At 44.7% G+C, this 19,561-nt stretch carries 21 protein-coding genes; all 21 read left to right on the top strand.

The genetic code is table 11. The features are described 5' to 3' along the window. Window positions 1-72: 72 nt before the first annotated feature. The 21 genes from OIT45_RS01215 to OIT45_RS01115 all read left to right on the top strand — a co-directional run bounded on the left by OIT45_RS01215 (window position 73) and on the right by OIT45_RS01115 (window position 19,528). A complete protein-coding gene (locus tag OIT45_RS01215; protein ID WP_135797568.1) occupies window positions 73-441 on the top strand; it encodes a hypothetical protein in 369 nt (122 codons plus the stop codon). A 287-nt stretch (window positions 442-728) separates the two neighbouring features. Beyond that, complete coding sequence (hisS, locus tag OIT45_RS01210; protein WP_199404164.1) at window positions 729-2,042, top strand: histidine--tRNA ligase; 1,314 nt, start codon at window positions 729-731, stop codon at window positions 2,040-2,042. 2 nt (window positions 2,043-2,044) lie between these two features. Next, window positions 2,045-3,850, top strand: a complete 1,806-nt coding sequence (aspS, locus tag OIT45_RS01205; RefSeq protein WP_264339774.1) for an aspartate--tRNA ligase — start codon at window positions 2,045-2,047, stop codon at window positions 3,848-3,850. A 133-nt stretch (window positions 3,851-3,983) separates the two neighbouring features. Continuing rightward, the gene (locus OIT45_RS01200) at window positions 3,984-4,865 is read left to right on the top strand and encodes a YitT family protein (protein WP_003610428.1); all 882 of its coding nucleotides are present in this window, start codon (window positions 3,984-3,986) and stop codon (window positions 4,863-4,865) included. Between the two features lie 195 nt (window positions 4,866-5,060). Then, a complete protein-coding gene (rpsU, locus tag OIT45_RS01195; protein WP_003610426.1) occupies window positions 5,061-5,246 on the top strand; it encodes a 30S ribosomal protein S21 in 186 nt (61 codons plus the stop codon). 74 nt (window positions 5,247-5,320) lie between these two features. Continuing rightward, window positions 5,321-5,764, top strand: a complete 444-nt coding sequence (locus tag OIT45_RS01190) for a GatB/YqeY domain-containing protein (RefSeq protein ID WP_003610424.1) — start codon at window positions 5,321-5,323, stop codon at window positions 5,762-5,764. 100 nt (window positions 5,765-5,864) lie between these two features. Continuing rightward, window positions 5,865-6,863 (top strand): PhoH family protein, encoded by a 999-nt coding sequence (locus OIT45_RS01185; protein ID WP_199404162.1) that lies wholly within the window; start codon window positions 5,865-5,867, stop codon window positions 6,861-6,863. Between the two features lie 4 nt (window positions 6,864-6,867). Continuing rightward, window positions 6,868-7,350, top strand: a complete 483-nt coding sequence (ybeY, locus tag OIT45_RS01180) for an rRNA maturation RNase YbeY (RefSeq protein WP_135797572.1) — start codon at window positions 6,868-6,870, stop codon at window positions 7,348-7,350. Then, window positions 7,334-7,762, top strand: coding sequence for a diacylglycerol kinase family protein (locus tag OIT45_RS01175; RefSeq protein ID WP_135797573.1), 429 nt, complete (start codon window positions 7,334-7,336; stop codon window positions 7,760-7,762). Before ybeY ends, OIT45_RS01175 begins: the two co-directional genes overlap by 17 nt. Window positions 7,763-7,814: 52 nt before the next feature. Next, window positions 7,815-8,723, top strand: coding sequence for a GTPase Era (era, locus tag OIT45_RS01170; RefSeq protein ID WP_264330230.1), 909 nt, complete (start codon window positions 7,815-7,817; stop codon window positions 8,721-8,723). Between the two features lie 47 nt (window positions 8,724-8,770). Further along, window positions 8,771-9,571, top strand: coding sequence for a DNA repair protein RecO (gene recO / locus OIT45_RS01165; protein WP_199404161.1), 801 nt, complete (start codon window positions 8,771-8,773; stop codon window positions 9,569-9,571). 52 nt (window positions 9,572-9,623) lie between these two features. Further along, window positions 9,624-9,800 (top strand): hypothetical protein, encoded by a 177-nt coding sequence (locus OIT45_RS01160; protein ID WP_199404160.1) that lies wholly within the window; start codon window positions 9,624-9,626, stop codon window positions 9,798-9,800. 150 nt (window positions 9,801-9,950) lie between these two features. Then, entirely contained in the window at window positions 9,951-10,691 is a 741-nt protein-coding gene (gene pnuC, locus OIT45_RS01155) for a nicotinamide riboside transporter PnuC (RefSeq protein WP_135797575.1), read from the top strand. 159 nt (window positions 10,692-10,850) lie between these two features. Further along, window positions 10,851-11,099 carry a hypothetical protein gene (locus tag OIT45_RS01150; protein WP_135797576.1) on the top strand — a complete coding sequence of 83 codons (249 nt, stop codon included), beginning with the start codon at window positions 10,851-10,853 and terminating at the stop codon, window positions 11,097-11,099. Window positions 11,100-11,269: 170 nt separating this feature from the next. After that, window positions 11,270-12,235: a TMEM175 family protein gene (locus OIT45_RS01145; protein WP_199404159.1), complete on the top strand. Its 966-nt coding sequence runs from the start codon at window positions 11,270-11,272 to the stop codon at window positions 12,233-12,235. A 301-nt stretch (window positions 12,236-12,536) separates the two neighbouring features. Beyond that, a complete protein-coding gene (gene glyQ / locus OIT45_RS01140) occupies window positions 12,537-13,463 on the top strand; it encodes a glycine--tRNA ligase subunit alpha (RefSeq protein WP_003610409.1) in 927 nt (308 codons plus the stop codon). A gap of 1 nt (window position 13,464) precedes the next feature. Further along, entirely contained in the window at window positions 13,465-15,546 is a 2,082-nt protein-coding gene (gene glyS / locus OIT45_RS01135) for a glycine--tRNA ligase subunit beta (RefSeq protein WP_199404158.1), read from the top strand. Between the two features lie 202 nt (window positions 15,547-15,748). Next, on the top strand, window positions 15,749-16,708 hold the full coding sequence (locus tag OIT45_RS01130; protein ID WP_003610730.1) for a TerC family protein: 960 nt from the start codon (window positions 15,749-15,751) through the stop codon (window positions 16,706-16,708). A 99-nt stretch (window positions 16,709-16,807) separates the two neighbouring features. Further along, the gene (locus tag OIT45_RS01125) at window positions 16,808-17,194 is read left to right on the top strand and encodes a Rid family detoxifying hydrolase (protein ID WP_199404157.1); all 387 of its coding nucleotides are present in this window, start codon (window positions 16,808-16,810) and stop codon (window positions 17,192-17,194) included. A gap of 97 nt (window positions 17,195-17,291) precedes the next feature. After that, window positions 17,292-18,332, top strand: coding sequence for a lactonase family protein (locus tag OIT45_RS01120; RefSeq protein ID WP_264339773.1), 1,041 nt, complete (start codon window positions 17,292-17,294; stop codon window positions 18,330-18,332). Between the two features lie 50 nt (window positions 18,333-18,382). Further along, complete coding sequence (locus tag OIT45_RS01115) at window positions 18,383-19,528, top strand: AI-2E family transporter (protein WP_135797581.1); 1,146 nt, start codon at window positions 18,383-18,385, stop codon at window positions 19,526-19,528. Window positions 19,529-19,561: the final 33 nt, after the last annotated feature.

The raw sequence follows: 19,561 nt of genomic DNA, 5'->3' as shown, positions 1-19,561 counted from the left end.
TGATAGAATTATTCGCGAAATTTCGATACCATTTCTTTGATGGGGAATGTGTTTAGAAATGAGGCATTTAATATGACAGCGATCAATACTGATAACGAGATTGCAATGGAAGTCATGCGTCTAGCTGGCGTTGTGGATGAAATTGCTTATCATCTAACGAATGTGATGTTTGGGGATGACCCAGTGAATTTCGATAAGGCGGCAGTTACAGCAGCCTTAGGTGATCTAGGCATTCAATTGCGTAATTTTGTGGACGCTGAAGTTGGACAGACACAAGAACATAGTTTAACCACGTTGAAAAATCAAATTAATGATATGAGTGCTGCGTTCTTGCAATTTGATAATGCAGCTGACTGGCAGGCCGTTCCGGCAGTATCCAATCGCGTAACTGAAATGGAACGTTTATATGCCCGTCTAATGTGCTATACGGTGGCACCATAGACCTTGACGCAATTTACTTTCTATTGGATAATAAGTCCCATAGATAAACCGATGAGAAAGCAAACTTGTGGTTGGTAGAAGAAAGCGAGCAGGGTCTGGTGCAAGCCTGTGGTTACTGAAGCAAGGGGACACTTTTTAGGTCGCAGCAATGCGCGTGTTGCCACGTTACGGCATGAGACCAAATTCAAGGTGGTACCGCGCTAAAAGGCGCCCTTGACGATACATGAAGTGTCGTTGAGGGTGCCTTTTCGTTTTGCACCATCGGAAACATGAGAGGAATTTTAAACATGGCTAAGCAATCATTCCAAAAGCCAAAGGGAACTGCTGATTTGCTCCCTGGTGAATCATTGAAGTGGCACTACGTTGAAGAAACGGCGCGCCTTTTGTTCGGCGACTACCAATACTCAGAAGTGCGTACGCCAATTTTTGAAAGCTTTGATGTTTTTGCCCGTTCTGCTGGTGATACATCAGACGTTGTGACAAAGGAAATGTATGACTTCAAGGACAAGGGTGACCGTCACGTTGCTTTGCGTCCAGAAGGGACTGCCGGAGTTGTTCGTGCGTTTGTTGAAAACAAGTTGTTTGGACCTGAGCACCAAAAGCCATACAAGATGTTCTACATCGGACCAATGTTCCGTTACGAGCGTCCACAAGCTGGCCGTATGCGTCAATTCCACCAAATTGGTGTTGAAGCATTGGGTTCAGATTCACCTGCTTTGGATGCTGAAGTTATCGCAATGGCAGTTGATTTGTTCCAAACGTTGGGTGTGACAAACTTGAAGGTTAAGATTAACTCTTTGGGTGACAAGGAATCACGTGAAAACTACCGTAATGCTTTGATTGACTTCCTGAAGCCACACTTTGACGAGTTGTCTGCTGACTCACAAACGCGTTTGGAGAAGAACCCATTGCGTGTCTTGGATTCAAAGGATGAAAAGGATCAAGCAATTGTTGCTGATGCACCATCAATCTTGGATTACTTGACGGCAGATGCCCAAGCGCACTGGGAAAAGGTGCAAGCCTACCTTGAAGCAATGGGAATCGATTACGAAGTTGATGCCAACGTTGTGCGTGGGTTGGACTACTACAACCACACGATTTTCGAGGTTATGACACAATCAGCAGCGCTAGGTCGTGGTTGGACGACGATCACTGGTGGTGGTCGTTACAACGGTTTGGTTGAAGAGTTCGGCGGACCTGAAATGCCAGGTGTTGGATTTGGTATCGGACTTGAGCGTTTGATGTTGTTGCTTGAAGCCGAGGGTGCAACGTTACCTGAACAAGCACCATTGGATGTTTACGTTGCAAACATGGGTGAAGGTACTGATGTTGCGGCGATGCAAATGGTTCAAGCAGTTCGTTCATTTGGTTACAGCGCAGAACGCGATTACCAAGATCGTAAGCTAAAGGCCCAATTTAAGACAGCCGACAAGCTTGGTGCCAGCTTCATTATCACGATTGGTGAGCGTGAATTGGCTGAGCAAACGGCAAACTTGAAGAACATGACGACTGGTGAAGAAATCACGGTGAAGCTGGCTGAACTTTACACGGGTCTGCCAGAGTTTATTGAAGTTGAAGAAGACGTAGAAGAGGAAAACTAATTATGAAGCGTACTAACTATGCTGGCTTGATTGATGAAGCCTACCTTGATCAAACTGTCACGCTACAAGGATGGGTGCAAAAGCGCCGTGACTTGGGTGGTTTGATTTTCGTTGATTTGCGTGACCGTGAAGGTATTGTTCAACTGGCCTTCTCAGAAGAATTTGGTGCAGATGCTTTGGCAGTTGCTGAAAAGATGCGTTCAGAATTCGTTATCGAAGTTGAAGGTGTTGTTCGTTCACGTGCTGAAGGTGCGGTTAACGACAACTTGAAGTCAGGTAAGATTGAAGTGCAAGTTGCTAAGGCAACGATTTTGTCAGAAGCTAAGACGACGCCATTCTACATTGAAGACGACATCAACGTCTCAGACGAATTGCGTTTGAAGTACCGTTACTTGGATTTGCGTCGTCCAGAGATGCAAAAGAACTTGCGCATCCGTTCAAAGATTACGGCTGCTACGCACGAGTTCTTGGATGCCAACGGTTTCATCGACATCGAGACGCCATACTTGGCTAAGTCAACGCCAGAAGGAGCTCGTGACTACCTAGTACCATCACGTGTTTACCCTGGTTCATTCTACGCTTTGCCACAATCACCACAATTGTTTAAGCAATTGTTGATGGGGGCCGGCTTTGACCGTTACTACCAAGTTGCCCGTGCCTTCCGTGACGAAGATTTGCGTGGTGACCGTCAACCAGAATTTACGCAATTGGACGTTGAAACGTCATTTATGACGCAAGACGAAATCATGGCATTGGTTAACGAATGGGTTGCCGCTATCATGAAGAAGACGGTTGATGTTGATTTGGATACGGCGCAAATTCCAGTATTGGATTACGCTGATTCAATGAAGCGTTTCGGAACTGACAAGCCTGATATGCGTTTCGGTATGGAATTGCAAGATTTGTCAGCGTTGATGGCTGATTCAGAATTTGGTGTCTTTGCTAACGCGGTCAAGAACGGTGGCCAAGTAAAGGCAATCGTTGTCCCTGGTGGTGCTGATCACTACTCACGTAAGGACATTGATAAGATGGCCCAATACATCGAGCGTTTCGGTGCCAAGGGGTTGGCTTGGTTGAAGGTGACTGATGAAGGCATCACTGGCCCAATTGCTAAGTTCTTGACGACGAAGGGTGACGACTTGTTGGCCCAAACTGAAGCTAAGGCAGGCGACTTGATTTTGTTCGCGGCTGATTTAGAAGGTGTTGTTTCAGCAACGTTGGATGCTCTGCGTCGTATGACGGCTAAGGAAATGGACTTGATTGACAACAGCAAGTGGGCTTTCGCTTGGGTTGTTAACTGGCCATTGTTTGAGCACCAAGCTGAGGAAGATCGTTGGATTGCGGCGCACCACCCATTCACAATGCCAAACGAAGAAGATTTGCCATTGTTGGAGACGACGGAAGGTGCTCACCAAGCACACGCCCAATCATACGACCTTGTGTTGAACGGATACGAGTTGGGTTCAGGCTCAATCCGTATTCACCGCATGGACATTCAAGAAAAGATGTTGTCAGCACTTGGTTTCACCAAGGAAGCAGCGCACGACGCATTTGGCTTCTTGCTTGAAGGTATGGAATACGGCTTCCCACCAATGGGTGGAATCGCCCTAGGATTGGATCGTTTGGCTATGTTGTTGGCCGGACGTGACAACATCCGTGAAGTGATTGCGTTCCCTAAGAACTCAAAGGCGACTGAGCCAATGACGGAAGCACCAACGCCTGTTGCCAAGGCACAAATCGTTGATGACTTGGGCTTGACGGTACCGGTTTACGCCGATATCGAAGCGCCAAACATGTCAGAAGAATAATCAATTCTTAATCGAGCGAGATTGCAGTTTTCTGTAAACTCGCTCTTTTTTGTTCATAAACCTTCTTTATAATTTATTTGCGCTGGCATTTTCGTGATAAAATCATAAAGTACAAATTGAAAGAAGCGAGAAAATGGACCAGATAGAACAGTATTTTAATCGACACCAGTACTCAAGTCGCATTGGTAGTGCGATGGTATATGCAGTCGCATCAGCGATTGCGTTGAACTTTTTTTGGACGCCCGGACACATTTATTCTTCTGGATTTACAGGGCTAGCCCAGTTACTAAACACATTGCTTGAACGTTTTGTGGGCTGGCATGTGCCGGTTGGTGTCTTATTGGTGCTGATTAACGTGCCATTGATGATTACTGCCTACCGCGCAATTGGTAAGCGATTCGCGATGTTTACGGCATTAGCTTTGTTGCTGGCCGCAATTGCCATGCGTTTAGTTTCGCAACCAGAGCAATTGTGGACGCACGATCCACTTGTCATGGCCATCTTTGGTGGTGCTGTTAACGGATTCGGAACGGGATTAGCGCTACGTAATGGACTCTCAACTGGTGGATTAGATATTATTGGTATTCTGGTACGTCGCAAGACTGGCATGAAGATGGGAGCGGTGAACTTAACGTTTAACTTCTTCATCTTGTTGGCCTCAGGATTCTTGTTTGGTCCACAATATGCGTTGTATACCGGTATTGGTCTGGTTATCAACGCCCGCGTCATCGATTTGGTTTATACACGTCAACAAAAGATGCAAGTGATGATTGTGACAGAAAAGCCTGATTTGGTTATCGAAGCCATTCAGCGTGATATTCGTCGTGGTATTACGATTGTGCACCACGCTGAGGGTGGATATAACCATCACCACAAGGAAGTGTTGTTCACGGTTATCTCAATGTATGAACAATATGACCTACGTGATGCCATTTACGAGGTTGATCCACAAGCTTGGGCATCACTCTGGCGCATCGATCGCACGTTCGGTCGTTTCTACGAGCCAAAGTTATAAACTAACGGTTTGTTAGGTACAAAAAGCTTAGGTACAAACATTTTAGGTGAGACTAAGTGAAGAGTGATAACAAATCGTCAGCAGTTTTGTATAAAGCGTTGACAACAGGTTCAATTCTGGTAAACTATTAAAGAACAAAAGTGTGCGACATATATAAAAGTTGGAAACTTCACACGGGAAGGGAGGGTAAACATTATGGCAAAGACTGTTGTTCGTAAGAATGAGTCTCTTGATGATGCTCTCCGTCGCTTCAAGCGTGGTGTATCAAAGGATGGTACCTTGCAAGAGTACCGTAAGCGTGAGTTCTACATCAAGCCATCAGTACAACGTAAGTTGAAGGCTGAGGCTGCTCGTAAGCGCAAGAACAAGAAGAGCCGTTAATTCGACTCTTGCCGGGCTACCTGCTGGTGGTCCGGTTTTGTTTTATATTCAAGTAATTAAAGGAGATTATGATTATGAGTTTGTTGGAACAATTGACTAACGACATGAAGGAAGCAATGAAGGCTAAGGACAAGGTGACTTTGGGCGTTGTTCGTATGGTAAAGTCTTCTGTTTCTAACGAGCAAATCAAGTTGGGTCACGACTTGACTGCTGACGAAGAATTGGCTGTTTTGTCACGTGAGATGAAGCAACGTGTCGAAGAGTTGGAATCATACAAGGATGCTGATCGTGAAGATTTGGCTGAAGAAATCCAAGGTCAAATCGACGTTTTGAAGCGTTACATGCCTGAGCAAATGTCTGAAGAAGAAGTCGTTGCTGTTGTTAAGGAAACGATTGCTGAAGTCGGTGCATCATCAAAGGCTGATTTGGGTAAGGTAATGGGCGCTTTGATGCCTAAGGTTAAGGGTAAGGCTGACGGTAAGTTGGTTAACCAAACTGTTCAATCATTGTTGGGCTAATTTAGGTCGAACTCTGATACGGGGGATGCCCCCGATACATATATATTTGCGGTATAATAGTAACCGTAAGAGAATAATTCGAATTAGAGGGATTACATTTTTGGCAGCACAAGTTGAAAAAGTTTATCGTTTTGAAAATGCTGAGCAAGAAATTGGTTTGGTCGGCGCACAAGACAGTAATTTGAAGTTAATTGAAGAAGGCATGCATGTTGCATTGTCTGTGTTTGGGGACCAACTAACGATTAAGGGTGAAGCTGACGCCGTTGATGCTGCTGAGGCAATCATTGCTGAATTGGCCGCTTTGATTAAAAAGGGCGTGAAGCTAAACGCAACTGATATCGTGTCAGCAATGAAGATGTCAGAACGTGGCACATTGGAATACTTTGGCGATATGTATACGGAAACGTTGATTCGTGATGCCAAAGGACACCCAGTTCGTGTTAAGAACTATGGTCAACGTCGCTACATCCAAGCCATTCGCAATAATGATATTACGTTTGGTATTGGACCAGCTGGTACTGGAAAGACGTATTTGGCTGTTGTCATGGCCGTGGCTGCTTTGAAGCGCGGTGATGTGGAGAAGATTATCATTACTCGTCCGGCTGTTGAAGCTGGTGAAAGTCTTGGTTTCTTGCCTGGTGATTTGAAGGAAAAGGTAGATCCTTACCTACGACCAATTTATGATGCGTTGCACGCTATTCTAGGTGCTGAGCACACGGAGCGTTTGATGGATCGTGGTACGATTGAAATTGCCCCATTGGCCTACATGCGTGGTCGTACGTTGGATAATGCCTTTATCATCTTGGATGAAGCGCAAAATACAACGCCACAACAAATGAAGATGTTCCTAACTCGTTTGGGATTTGGTTCGCACATGGTGGTGAACGGTGACGTCTCACAAATTGATTTGCCAAGTAAGGTGCGTTCAGGTTTGATTCAAGCCCGTCGTGTTTTGGTGAATGTGTCACATATCGAATTTATTGAGTTTGCGGCAGATGACGTTGTACGTCACCCAGTTGTCGGAGCGATTATTAATGCGTATGACGCCTTTGATGCAGCACAAGAAAAGGCAAAAGAAGCAAAAGAGAAGAAGGATTAAGATTATGGATTTGGCAATTATTGACCAATCAAAGCCCGGCGTTCCTGCCGAGCAAATTGAACTCGTTGAAAAGGTGTTGGACTATGCTGGTGAGTATATGAAGCTACCAGCAGATACCGAGATGTCAGTAACATTCGTTAACAATGACGAAATTCAACGTTACAACCGCGAATACCGTGGTTTGGACAAGCCGACTGACGTCATTTCATTCGCTATTGAAGAAGATGGTGATGACTTGCCATTGATGATGGATGAAGAAATGGCTGAAGATTTGGCTAAGAACATTGGTGACATTATCGTTTCTGTCGATAAGATTGGTGAACAAGCTGAATACTTGGAACACTCATATGAGCGTGAGCTAGGATTCTTGGTTGTACACGGATTCTTGCACTTGAATGGTTACGACCACATGCGCAGTGATGAAGACGAAAAGATTATGTTTGATTTGCAACGTGAGATTTTAGATAGTTATGGACTTACACGATAAGAAAAAGGCTGCTACACCAGAGCCACAAATTGAAAAAAATACGCACTTCCTCCAAGCCCTTGGTCATGCCTTAGAAGGTATTGGTCAACTTTTGGTTCGTGAACGAAACATGCGTTTTCATATTGTTGCGGCGATTGTAGTCTTACTTGTCGGCATCTATGTTAAACTAGGACGTTCAGATTGGTTGTGGATTTCAGTTGCCGTCTTTACGGTTATCATGGCTGAGTTCGTGAATACCATGGTCGAAGCAATCGTTGATTTGATTGTGGGTGAGCAATATCACCCGCTAGCTAAGGTGGCAAAGGACGTGGCGTCCGGTGCCGTATTGGCGGCGGTGGCTTTTGCCATTGTGATTGGTGTTTTGATTTTCCAACCCTACATCTTGCCAAACTTGCAGATGATTATTAAATAAGTTAGTTGTACGCGCGATGCGTGGATTATAGAAAGAATAGAGAATAATATACATGAGTGAACAAGGATTTAAGTCAGGTTTCGTTGCCCTAGTTGGTCGTCCAAACGTTGGTAAGTCAACGCTTTTGAACAAGATGATTGGTGAAAAGATTGCCATCATGTCACCAAAGGCACAAACGACACGTAACAAGATCCAAGGAATTTACACGACTGATGAAGGTCAAATTGTGTTCATGGACACACCGGGAATTCACAAGCCACACAACTCATTGGGTGACTTCATGGTGAAGACAGCGATGTCAGCTTTGCGTGAAGCTGACATGGTGTGGTTCTTGGTTAACGCCGACGAGCCACGTGGTGCCGGTGATGACTTCATTATCAACCGTTTGAAGGATACAAACACACCAGTTTACTTGATTATCAACAAGATTGATTTGGTAAACCCATCAGATTTGTTGGCAATCATTGCTGATTACAGCCAACAAATGGAATTTGCTGAAATCTTCCCAATTTCAGCTTTGAAGGGTGATGGTGTGCCTGAGTTGTTGGACTTTGCCATGGACAAGATGGAAGAAGGACCACAATACTATCCAGCTGACCAAATCACAGATCACCCAGAGCGTTTCATCATGAGTGAGTTGATTCGTGAGAAGGTCCTACAATTAACGCGTCAAGAAGTGCCACACTCAGTTGCCGTTGTGATTGATAAGATCGAACGTCAAGATGAGAACCACTTGCACGTGCAAGCCACGATTGTTGTTGAGCGTCCAACGCAAAAGAACATCGTTATCGGTAAGCAAGGTGCGATGATCAAGGAAATCGGTGTTCGTGCCCGTAAGGATATCGAACGCTTGCTTGGAGACAAGATTTTCTTGGAGACGTGGGTTAAGGTTGAAGAACGTTGGCGTGATAAGCCACAAGCCTTGCAAACTTATGGTTACAAGGAAGATTTAGATATTTAATGATGTGAAAAAGAGACTGACTAGTCTCTTTTTTATTAGGAGGCGGCATGGCGGAAGTATTTGAAGCGATTGTCATGTATCAACGTGACCACAAAGAAAAAGATTTGATGGTTAAAATGCTGACTAAAACGGCCGGCAAGCGCATGTTTTACATCAAAAATGGTAAATCAAAGCGCTATCAGTTTGCGGCAGATGTTCAACCAATGACGATTGCAACCTTCGAAGGCACCCTGAACCAAACGGGGTTGAGTTTCATCAATTCGGTGAAAGAGAGTCACCATTCGCGTGAGTTGATGATGGATGTCGAAAAGAATGCCTACATGACATACATTTTGGGATTGATTGACGCGGCCTTTGTGGACAATCAGCCAATCGAAAAATGGTTTAACTGGGCGAAACTGGCGTTGGAAAAGCTAGAAGAAGGACTCGACCCACAAGGTTTAGCGAATTACTTTGAAGTCCAGCTACTACCCGCATTTGGTCTAGATCCAACTTGGGGTGAATGCGCAGTCTGCGGTCGTCGTGATTTGCCACTTGATTTTTCTGAGAAATTGAATGGGACCATTTGCCAGATTCACTGGGACCAAGATGAAAATCGCATGAACGCAAATCCGCGGTCAGTTCGTATTTTGTCACAACTTGCCAAAGTTGACTTGAAGCAACTTGGCACGTTAAGTCTGAAGGCTGAAACAAAGCAAGATATGGCCCGTGTGATGGACAAGTTGTATGACGATCAAGTTGGGGTGCATTTGCGTGCAAAATCATTTATTCAACAGTTATCAGGCTGGCAAGCACGGCTAGCGACTCGCAATAATTCCGAGGGTCAAAATGAGACTTCTGCGGATTAATCACTTATAATAAATGTGTAGAAGAAAACGTTTTCAGATAGGAGATGGTTCTATGGACATTAATTTAGATGATTTGAAGGACAAGGCAGCTGACGCACTAGAAGGGGCTGACTTGAACGAGTTGAAGGATAAGGCCGGCGAGTTGCTCGGCGACAAGGCTGACATGCTAGATAACGTTGATATGGATGACGTGAAGGATAAGTTGTCAGGATTGCTTGGTAAAGAATAACAGTTAATTGACGACATGCTCAATTGGGTGTGTCGTCTTTTTTCGCATCCCGAACACCAACTAATTACAGTCCTGTGACATTATGCACAAACGATTAGTTAATGTGGTAATCTATTTCTTAGTGTTTTAGTTTTAGGGAGTAGTAGAAAGATGCAGAATTTGAAGCGAGCTTTGCGCGAGGCAACGTCACCAGCTAATATCCGGCGCGACTTAGCGCTAATGAATCGATTCCAGCGTGTGTACATGGTTGTCATCATGGCGGTCACGATTTGGGCGTTTGTTTACACGGGTGACTATTCATCATCAGGTTGGACGAGTTTGATTACCGGCCTTGTGTTGGCGTTCTATCTAATTATGCTAGCTAGTGGGCGTTTGACAAATTTCTTCTGGGGTTTGTTGACGAATGGTATTTGGCTGTTGATGTCAATTCACAATCACTTGGTTGGGGATATCTTGAACCAAGGATTCTTCTTTGTGATGCAATTCGTGGGGATGGCCGCTTGGTACAAGCAACTATCACAACAAGCTGATCATAGCCAAATTCAAGCTAAGCGTATTGGTCCGAAAATGATGGGGTGCCTAGTCGCAGGGGCAGTCGTCGTCTATGGCATTGTATTGACGGTTGCGAAGACAGCCCATGGCAATCAAGTTTACCTGGACTCATCACAACTACCACTTGGTATGCTGGCTCAAATTTTGGCAACGTATGGTTATTTGTCACAATGGATTGTCTGGTTGTTCGTTGATGCCGTGGGTTTGTTACTTTGGTGGAATCAAATTCAAGCCGGTGGTTCAGGTGCATTGGGGATGTTTGTCCTCATGATTGTGAAAACATTTAATGCGTTCTACGGCATGTACTTGTGGTCAAAGACTACTGAATATAAAGATTAATCGGCTCTACGATTTTTGGCGGTGTGAGAAATCATAACCGCTTTTTACGTTTTTTTCACCATAGCCTGTTTATATTACGCAATGAAATTTGCGGACGTTTTGTAACGATGATAAACTTAAAGTGTGGTCTATTAAAATACCAAAGCAGGTATTAATCACATGTTTTACATTGGACCAATCATCGGAATAATCGGCGTATTGTTGGCCGTTACACTTAAAAACCAAAACAAACAGCTTGGTCTAAAAGCACAAAGTGCCATCAGCTTTGTTGGTGGAGTTGTCATGCTTGGAATCGATTATGTGATTAATCCAGTTTTAACTAACGTCGATTTTGTTTTTCCTACCTTGTTCTTTGTAGGGGGCCTTACCTTGTTGGTTATCTCAATTGTCAAACCTAACAAAGGTTAGAAAGGGAGAACCTCAAACAAACGAACTCCCGATGATTTTATTAAAAATCAACTATTAATCATGACCGACTGGCAACATTTTGTTGTCAGTCTTTTTTTGATTTGGTCGGCGTCTGTTCACAATGACTAGCTATCATTATGTAAAATTAGGGATGCTAGTGGGAAAATGTGATGACAAAAAAATTTGATTTGAAGAAAGCCGAACAGGCGAAGTTGCAGTTGAGTGATCGCTACTACGCACAGCCAACAGTCAATCGACTGAACGGCTTAATTGATGCCGTTTTGGCGATTATAGCAACCATCATGGTGTTGGCATTGAGATTGCCAATAAAAGGGGCACATGATTGGACGACGATTCAACCCGTTCTGATTGGGATTGCGATATTTGTGGTGAGTTTTATCGTGGTGGTGAATCAATACGTGACGAACATGCGTATGTTTAATTTGATTCACAAAATTAATCCAGTTGGCATGTTGTTAGTCTTTAGCTGGTTAGTTGTGCTAGCGCTTTTGCCTTTTTTCACACGTTGGATGTTTGAGGATTGGCATAACCGGTATGCGGTGTTGGGGTACGGTATTATTTATGTCTTGGCAAGTGTGCTACAACAGACGTTATTACTGAATTTGGTTAAGACGAATTTTAATCCAGATGAAATGTCGACGGCAGCGAATAATTCATTGGCCCAGGTGTACTATTTCGCATTTAATAATCAAGCGCGCGTTACTGCTATCAGTGCGATTATCTTGCTAGTTGTCGCAACTATCTGGCCAACGTGGGGGTTCTGGTTGTTTATCTTGGTTCCGATAATTAGTTTCGTCCAGACAGTGTTCGAAGGTGAACTGAAGGACCGCATTAATGATCAAACAGCACGTTGGCAACCTGAAGAACAAGCCCACATGCAAGATATGTTGAACGCGGCTGACGAATCAATCAATGAAAAGTCGATGGCGATGCAAGAAAAAGTTTTGCAACGTTTATTCTGGCGTCGCTTGTCACCAGAAAAGCGCGCTGACGCACAAAAACGATTTGATGATTGGCGCGATGAACAACGCCGTGAGCAAGCTGAGGAACAAGCACAAGAAGCAGCTGAGCAAGCCCGTGAGCGTGCTCGAAAAGAAGCACATCGTCGTTCTTAATTAATCAGTCATGCGCGTTGACTTTTAAACGCTGAGTGATAAACTTATTACATGTAATAAGCGATGAAAGCAGAAGAATTGCGTGAACTCAGTCCAGCAAGTCACCGGTGATGTGAGGGTGATCTGAAAACGCGCAAGGGGCACTGCCGGAGCACAATTTAATCCAATGAAGCTGCTAGGAGTTTTCCTAGAAGTAGGGTGGAACCGCGAATTATCGTCCCTACATCAATCATTTTTAAAGGTGATTGGTGTAGGGCTTTTTATTTGCTCGAAGCCAACCACGAGAAAGGAATTTGTCAACATGAGTGCAAAAATGAGTGTGCAAGACATTATTTTGACGTTGCAAAAGTTCTGGGCTGATCAAGGCGCAATGCTAATGGAAGCCTACGATACAGAAAAGGGTGCTGGTACGATGAGCCCCTACACGTTCCTACGTGCCAATGGTCCTGAGCCATGGAACGCAGCTTACGTAGAGCCATCACGTCGTCCAGCTGATGGACGTTACGGGGATAACCCAAACCGTTTGTACCAACACCACCAATTCCAAGTGGTTATGAAGCCATCACCTGACAACATCCAAGAGTTGTACTTGGATTCTTTGAAGGCCTTGGGAATTGATCCTTTGGAACACGATATCCGCTTCGTTGAAGATAATTGGGAGAACCCTTCAATGGGTGCCGCTGGTATCGGTTGGGAAATCTGGTTGGATGGTATGGAAGTGACGCAATTTACGTACTTCCAACAAGTTGGTGGAATCCAAGTTGACGCCGTAACATCAGAAATCACATATGGTTTGGAGCGTTTGGCTTCATACATCCAAGACGTGCCAACGGTTTACGATTTGGAATGGGGTAACGGTGTCTTGTACGGAGATATCTTCAAGGAGCCTGAGTACGAGCACTCAGTTTACTCATTCGAAGAGTCAGACCAAGAAATGTTGTTGCGTCACTTTAACGAGTACGAAGCTGAAGCCAAGAAGGCCTTGGAAAAGGGCTTGGTTCACCCAGCATACGACTACATTTTGAAGTCATCACACACGTTTAACTTGTTGGACGCGCGTGGAACGGTTTCAGTTACTGAGCGTGCAAAGTACCTTTCACGTATCCGTAACATGGCCCGTTCAGTTGCGCGTGCCTTCATTGATGAGCGTAAGAAGCTTGGTTTCCCATTGTTGAAGGACGAAGCTTTGCGTGCGAAGTACTTGCCTGCAGATGAGGAGGAGAACTAAGATGGCTAACTTTTTGCTAGAAATTGGTTTGGAAGAAGTTCCTGCCCACTTGGTTACGCCCGCAATTAACCAATTGGTTGAGCGTGCCGAAAACTTTATGAAGGATGAGCGTTTGGCTTACGAGTCAATTAAGCCATTCTCAACGCCACGTCGTTTGGCAGTTTTGATTTCAGGTGTGGCCGAAAAGGCTGAAGACTTTACTGAAGAAGTAAAGGGACCTGCTAAGAAGGCTGCTTTGGACGCTGAAGGTAACTACTCAAAGGCTGCCCAAGGATTCGTACGTGGTCAAGGTATGACGACAGACGACATCACGTTCAAGGAATTTAACGGTAACGAATACGTTTACGTGACGAAGTTCGAAGCTGGTCAACCAGCTGCTGCTGTTTTGGCAGGCTTCAAGTCGGTTGTTGAGGCAATGACGTTCTCAACGACGATGAAGTGGGGCCGTCACACGTTCGAATACGTTCGTCCAATTCGTTGGATGGTTGCGTTGTTGGATGATCAAGTTGTGCCATTCGATATTTTGGGTGTTGCAACGGGTCGTTCATCACGTGGACACCGCTTCTTGGGTCACGATGTTGAAATCGCATCTGCTGACAAGTACGAAGAAGCGTTGACGTCTGTTTTCGTGCAAGCTGATGCTGAAGCACGTAAGGAAAACATCCGTGCACAAGTGCGCCAAATTGCCGCTGACAACAACTGGCAAGTGGTTGTTGACGATGATTTGCTTGAAGAAGTTAACAACATCGTTGAATACCCAACGGCCTTTGCTGGCGGCTTCGACGAAGGTTACTTGGAAGTTCCTGACGAAGTATTGATTACGTCAATGAAGGAGCACCAACGTTTCTTCCACGTTGTTGATGCTAACGGTGCTTTGTTGCCACACTTCATCTCAGTTCGTAACGGAAACGCTGAACACATCGACAACGTGATTGCCGGTAACGAGAAGGTGTTGGTTGCCCGTTTGGAAGACGCTAAGTTCTTCTACCACGAGGACCAAAAGCACGACATCGACTTCTACAACAACAAGTTGGAAGTTGTTTCATTCCACGCTAAGTTGGGATCAGTTGCTGCGCACACGCGTCGTGCCAAGGCATTGGCTGCTATCATTGCTAGTCGCTTGAACTTCTCAGCTGACCAACAAACGAAGTTGGCCCGCGCTGGTGAGATTTACAAGTTCGACTTGATGACTGGTATGGTCGGTGAGTTCGATGAATTGCAAGGTATCATGGGTGAGAAGTACGCCAACTTGTTTGGTGAAGACGCTGATGTGGCCCAAGCAATCCGTGAACACTACATGCCAATCTCAGCTGATGGTGAATTGCCAGCGTCAGATTTGGGTAAGGTTTTGGCTTTGGCTGACAAGCTGGATAGCTTGTTGTCATTCTTCGCTGGTGGCATGGTGCCATCAGGTTCAAACGACCCATACGCTTTGCGTCGTGCCGCTTCAGGTGTTGTGAACATCTTGGCTGACAACAAGTGGGAGTTGGATATTGACGGTATCTTGTCAGATTTGATCGATGACATCAATGCCGATGCTGCTAAGTTCGGTTTGCCAGAAGACGTGATGGCTGAGTTGCAAAACAATGTGGCTGCTGTTGTGAACTTCTTGACGGACCGTGTTGTGAAGGCGTTGCAAGATGATGGTGTTCGTCGTGACATCATCAACGCGGTAACGAAGAACGACTTTGCTGATACGACACAAATGTTCGAATCAGCCCAAGTTTTGGCAGCTCACGTGGCTGACGATAACTTCCGTGAAGGTGTTGAAGCTTTGACGCGTGTCATGCGCTTGACGACGAAGAACGCGACTGACGCTGTTGTTGATGTGACGTTGTTCGAGAACGATGCTGAAAAGGCTTTGTTCGAAGCTGTTTCACCAGTTGCTGAAGTTGCCGAAACGGATGCCAAGTTGGTTGCTTTGTTGAACTTGCAACCAGCCGTTGCAGCTTACTTCGACGAGACGATGGTCATGGTCGAAGATGAAGCGGTTAAGAACAACCGTTTGGCTACGTTGCACGCCGTTGCTAATGAAGCAACAAAGGTGGCTAACTTCCTCGAATTGGACGTTAAGTCAAATTAATTATTGATTAATGTGAAAGACCAGGCGCATTTTGTTGCCTGGTCTTTTTGTATTTATCAAAGTGGTTAGGATCGTTTGAAACACATTATCAAAATGTTAGTAATAGTATTACGATGAGAATTCGGTTAAAATATCTTTATAGTCATCGCGGACCAAATTGGTGGCCCGAGACGTATCTATTTATAAGAAAGTTGAGAAATACATGGAAGTTGGTATAGGTTATTGGATTGGTTTCTTCGCCTTTGTTTTGGTGATGTTGGCACTTGATTTGGGTGTCTTCCACAAGAACAATGAGGCACCAACCATGAAAGAATCATTGTTGTGGAGTGCCTTTTGGATTGGGCTAGCCTTCATTTTTGCAGGAGGCCTTTGGTTCTTCACCGGTGGTGATCATGCGCTTGATTTCGTGACGGCATATTTGCTTGAAAAGTCATTGAGTATTGATAACTTGTTTATCTTCATTTTGGTATTTGGCTTCTTCGGTATTGAATTGAAGTATCAACACCGTTTGCTATTCTGGGGTGTCTTTGGTGCCCTAGTGATGCGTGTGATTTTCATTTTTGGTGGCGCAGCCTTGCTACACCATTTCGCCTGGTTGATGTACATCTTCGGCGCGTTTTTGATTGTCACTGGTGTGAAGATGCTCTTCGAAAAGGAAGAAGCGCAAGATTTGAATGATAGTTTCATTATCAAGAGTTTGCGTAAGATTTTGCCATTGAAGGAAGATGTGGCCGAACCACATTTCTTGGTTAAGGAAAATGGTAAGCGCTACGCAACGCAATTCTTGTTGGCATTGTTGTTCATTGAAGCATCAGATTTGCTATTTGCCGTTGACTCAATTCCAGCTGTTTTGGCTGTTACGCAAGATACATTTATCGTCGTGACGTCAAACATTTTTGCGATTATGGGATTGCGTTCTTTGTACTTTGCATTGTCTGGTATTTTGCCAATGTTCCGTTACATTAAGTACGCGTTGGCGGTTATCTTGGCCTTTATTGGTGTCAAGATGGTCTTGAACGAATCAGCGAAGGCGTTCGATTGGCATTTCCACATCTCAAATGTGGTGTCATTGACGGTTATCGTTGGATTGTTAACACTATCAATTATTGCCTCAGTGATTGTATCGCGTGTACAAGAACGTCGTAAGTTTAAGGCTGAATAACAGCTTCTGGATCTACCTTTCGAGGTAGGTCCTTTTTTAATTCCACAAGCGATTTTTGCGCGTATACTGACGATATTAAATTTGTAGGGGATAAGAAAAATGACAAAGCAAATTATCACAACGACTAACGCACCAGCTGCAATCGGCCCATATTCACAAGCTGTTTTGACGAACGGAACGTTGTACGCTTCAGGACAAATCGGTTTGATTCCTAGCACCGGTGAATTTGCCGGGGAAACGATTTTGGCTCAAGCGACGCAAGTTTTTGAGAACATTGATGGTTTGTTGGCTGCGGCCGATATGACGCGAGCAGACATTGTTAAGGTGAGTGTTTACCTTGCTGATATGGCTGATTTTGCACCGGTGAATGAGTTGTACGCCGACTACTTTAGTGATGTTGACGCATTCCCAGCTCGTTCAGCTGTGGCAGTGGCAACGTTGCCAAAGAACGCCCGCATTGAAATTGAAGTAATTGCGAATAAATAGGTAACGAAAGCGTATGTGTCTGTTGATGCATACGCTTTTATGTTATAATGTAAGCGTTTACTAAAAAGATATATAATGAATGAAAGCGAGATCAACCATGGCATTGGAAAAGATTTTATTTGGTACTTATACGCGACGTGTTTCAAAGGGGATTTACGAAGCAGCATTGAACACGGAGACTGGTGAGTTGCAAGATGCCAAGTTGGTTGCTGAAGTTGGTTCACCAACATACCTTGCTTTGAGCAAGGCTAACAAGTTGTACGCGGTTGACAAGAACGGCGACCAAGGTGGTGTTGGTGTATTCGACTTTGCCAATGACGAAGCAACATTGACACAAGAGGTTTTGGCTGAAGGCGCTTCACCTGCGTACGTCGCTGTTGATGAAGCGCGTCAATTGTTGTACTCAGGTAACTACCACAAGGGTACGTTGGAAGTCTTCGCGATTGCAGGCGATGGGTCATTGACGTTGACTGATTCATTCCAATCAGAAGGATCAGGTCCACGCCCAGAGCAAGGCTCATCACACGTCCACTGGAACAACTTGACGCCAGACAACCGTGTGGCAGTCGTTGATTTGGGTGCCGACAAGGTGTTGACGTTTGATGTGTCTGACGAAGGTAAGTTGACGTTGGTTGCAACGCTTGAGACGGAAGCTGGCTTCGGTCCACGTCACTTGCGTTTTAGCCCAGACGGTCAATACGCATACTTGTTGGGTGAATTGTCATCAAAGTTGTCAGTTTTGAAGTACAACGCTGACGGATCATTCACATTGTTGCAAACTGTTTCAACGATTCCTGCTGATTGGACTGAGCACAACGGTGGTGCAGCTATCTACTTGTCAAACGATGGTAAGTTTGTGTACACGTCAAACCGTGGACACAACTCAATTGCGGTCTTTGCGGTTAAGGACGGCGGCGCATCAGTTGAACACATTCAATGGATTTCAACTGAGGGTGACTTCCCACGTGATTTCGCTTTGAACACAAGCAACGAGTTCTTGGTTGCAGCCAACCAAAACACAGATAACGTGACGGTTTACCGTCGCGATGCTGAGACTGGTGAATTGACGTTGTCACAAAAGGACTACGAAATTCCTGAAATCAGTACGTGTATTGTTCATCTAAGCTTGATACAATAAAGTCAGTTGCCAGCTGGTAACTGGCTTTTTATTTTTGGGGGATAGACTATATGAGCAACAACCAAAAACACCGGTCGATTTTGTATCGCTGGCTGTTAGATAATAAAATCATTTCAACGATGCTGGTTATTTTGCTGACGTTGGCCATTATTTATATGTTAAAGAAGGTTGATTTCATCTTTGCGCCAGTCGCTGGTTTGTTCGGCGCAGTGGGGGCACCGATTATTATCGCAGGTGTCTTTTACTACTTGCTAAATCCAATGGTTGATTGGGCCGAACGACGCTTTAAGTTACACCGCGCTGTGACAATTACGATTCAATTCGTTGTCTTGGCGCTGTTGATTATTTGGGGATTGGCCGTATTCATTCCGTGGATTACGGATCAGATTGCTGGATTGATTAAACACTGGCCAGAATACTGGCGCAGCATTGTTAAGACCGTTGATCATTTAACGTCAGATAAGCGATTCATGTCGGTCAATAAGTGGTTTAACGAGACGAATAATGACTTGACGACTTGGTTCAAAAACTATTCAGCTGAGTATGCAAGTAAGGGAATCAAGGGTGTTTCTTCAGTTGTTGGGACAGTAACAACGGTTGTCATCACCTTGTTAACGTTCCCATTCATGCTATTCTACTTGTTGAAGGATGGGCACCAAATGCCAGGCTACATGGCGAAGTTTTTGCCACCACAGGCACGACCATCTTTCCTGGAAACAATTGGTGAAATTAACAACCAAATTTCAAATTACATTCGTGGTCAATTGTCAGTTGCTTTTGCCGTTATGGTGATGTTTGCGATAGGCTATACGATTATTGGTTTGCCCTATGGCTGGTTAATTGCAATTGTTGCGGGCGTACTAAACTTGATTCCGTTCCTAGGATCGTTTTTGGCGATGGTGCCAGCAATTGTCGTTGGACTATTCGTTTCACCGATGATGTTAGTTTCAGTACTGGTGGTCTTTATGATTGAACAGACTTTGGAAGGTCGACTCATTACGCCAAAACTGCTTGGCAATTCGTTGCAGATTCACCCAGTAACGGTGTTGGTTATCCTGTTATCAGCCGGAAATATTTTCGGTTTGGTCGGTGTTATCTTCGGAATCCCGGGTTACGCCATTATGAAGGTGTTGTTGTATCGCTTGTACAAGTGGTGGCAAGAAAACTCCGGTCTATTTACGGAAGAAAACGAGTAAAGCATTTAATAAGGTTTACTAAGTATAGCGTGG

Source organism: Weissella sp. LMG 11983, from assembly GCF_025908495.1.
GTDB lineage: Bacteria > Bacillota > Bacilli > Lactobacillales > Lactobacillaceae > Weissella > Weissella fermenti.
Note: the sequence above shows the minus strand (reverse complement) of the source record. Positions and strands in the feature narration are given on the sequence as shown.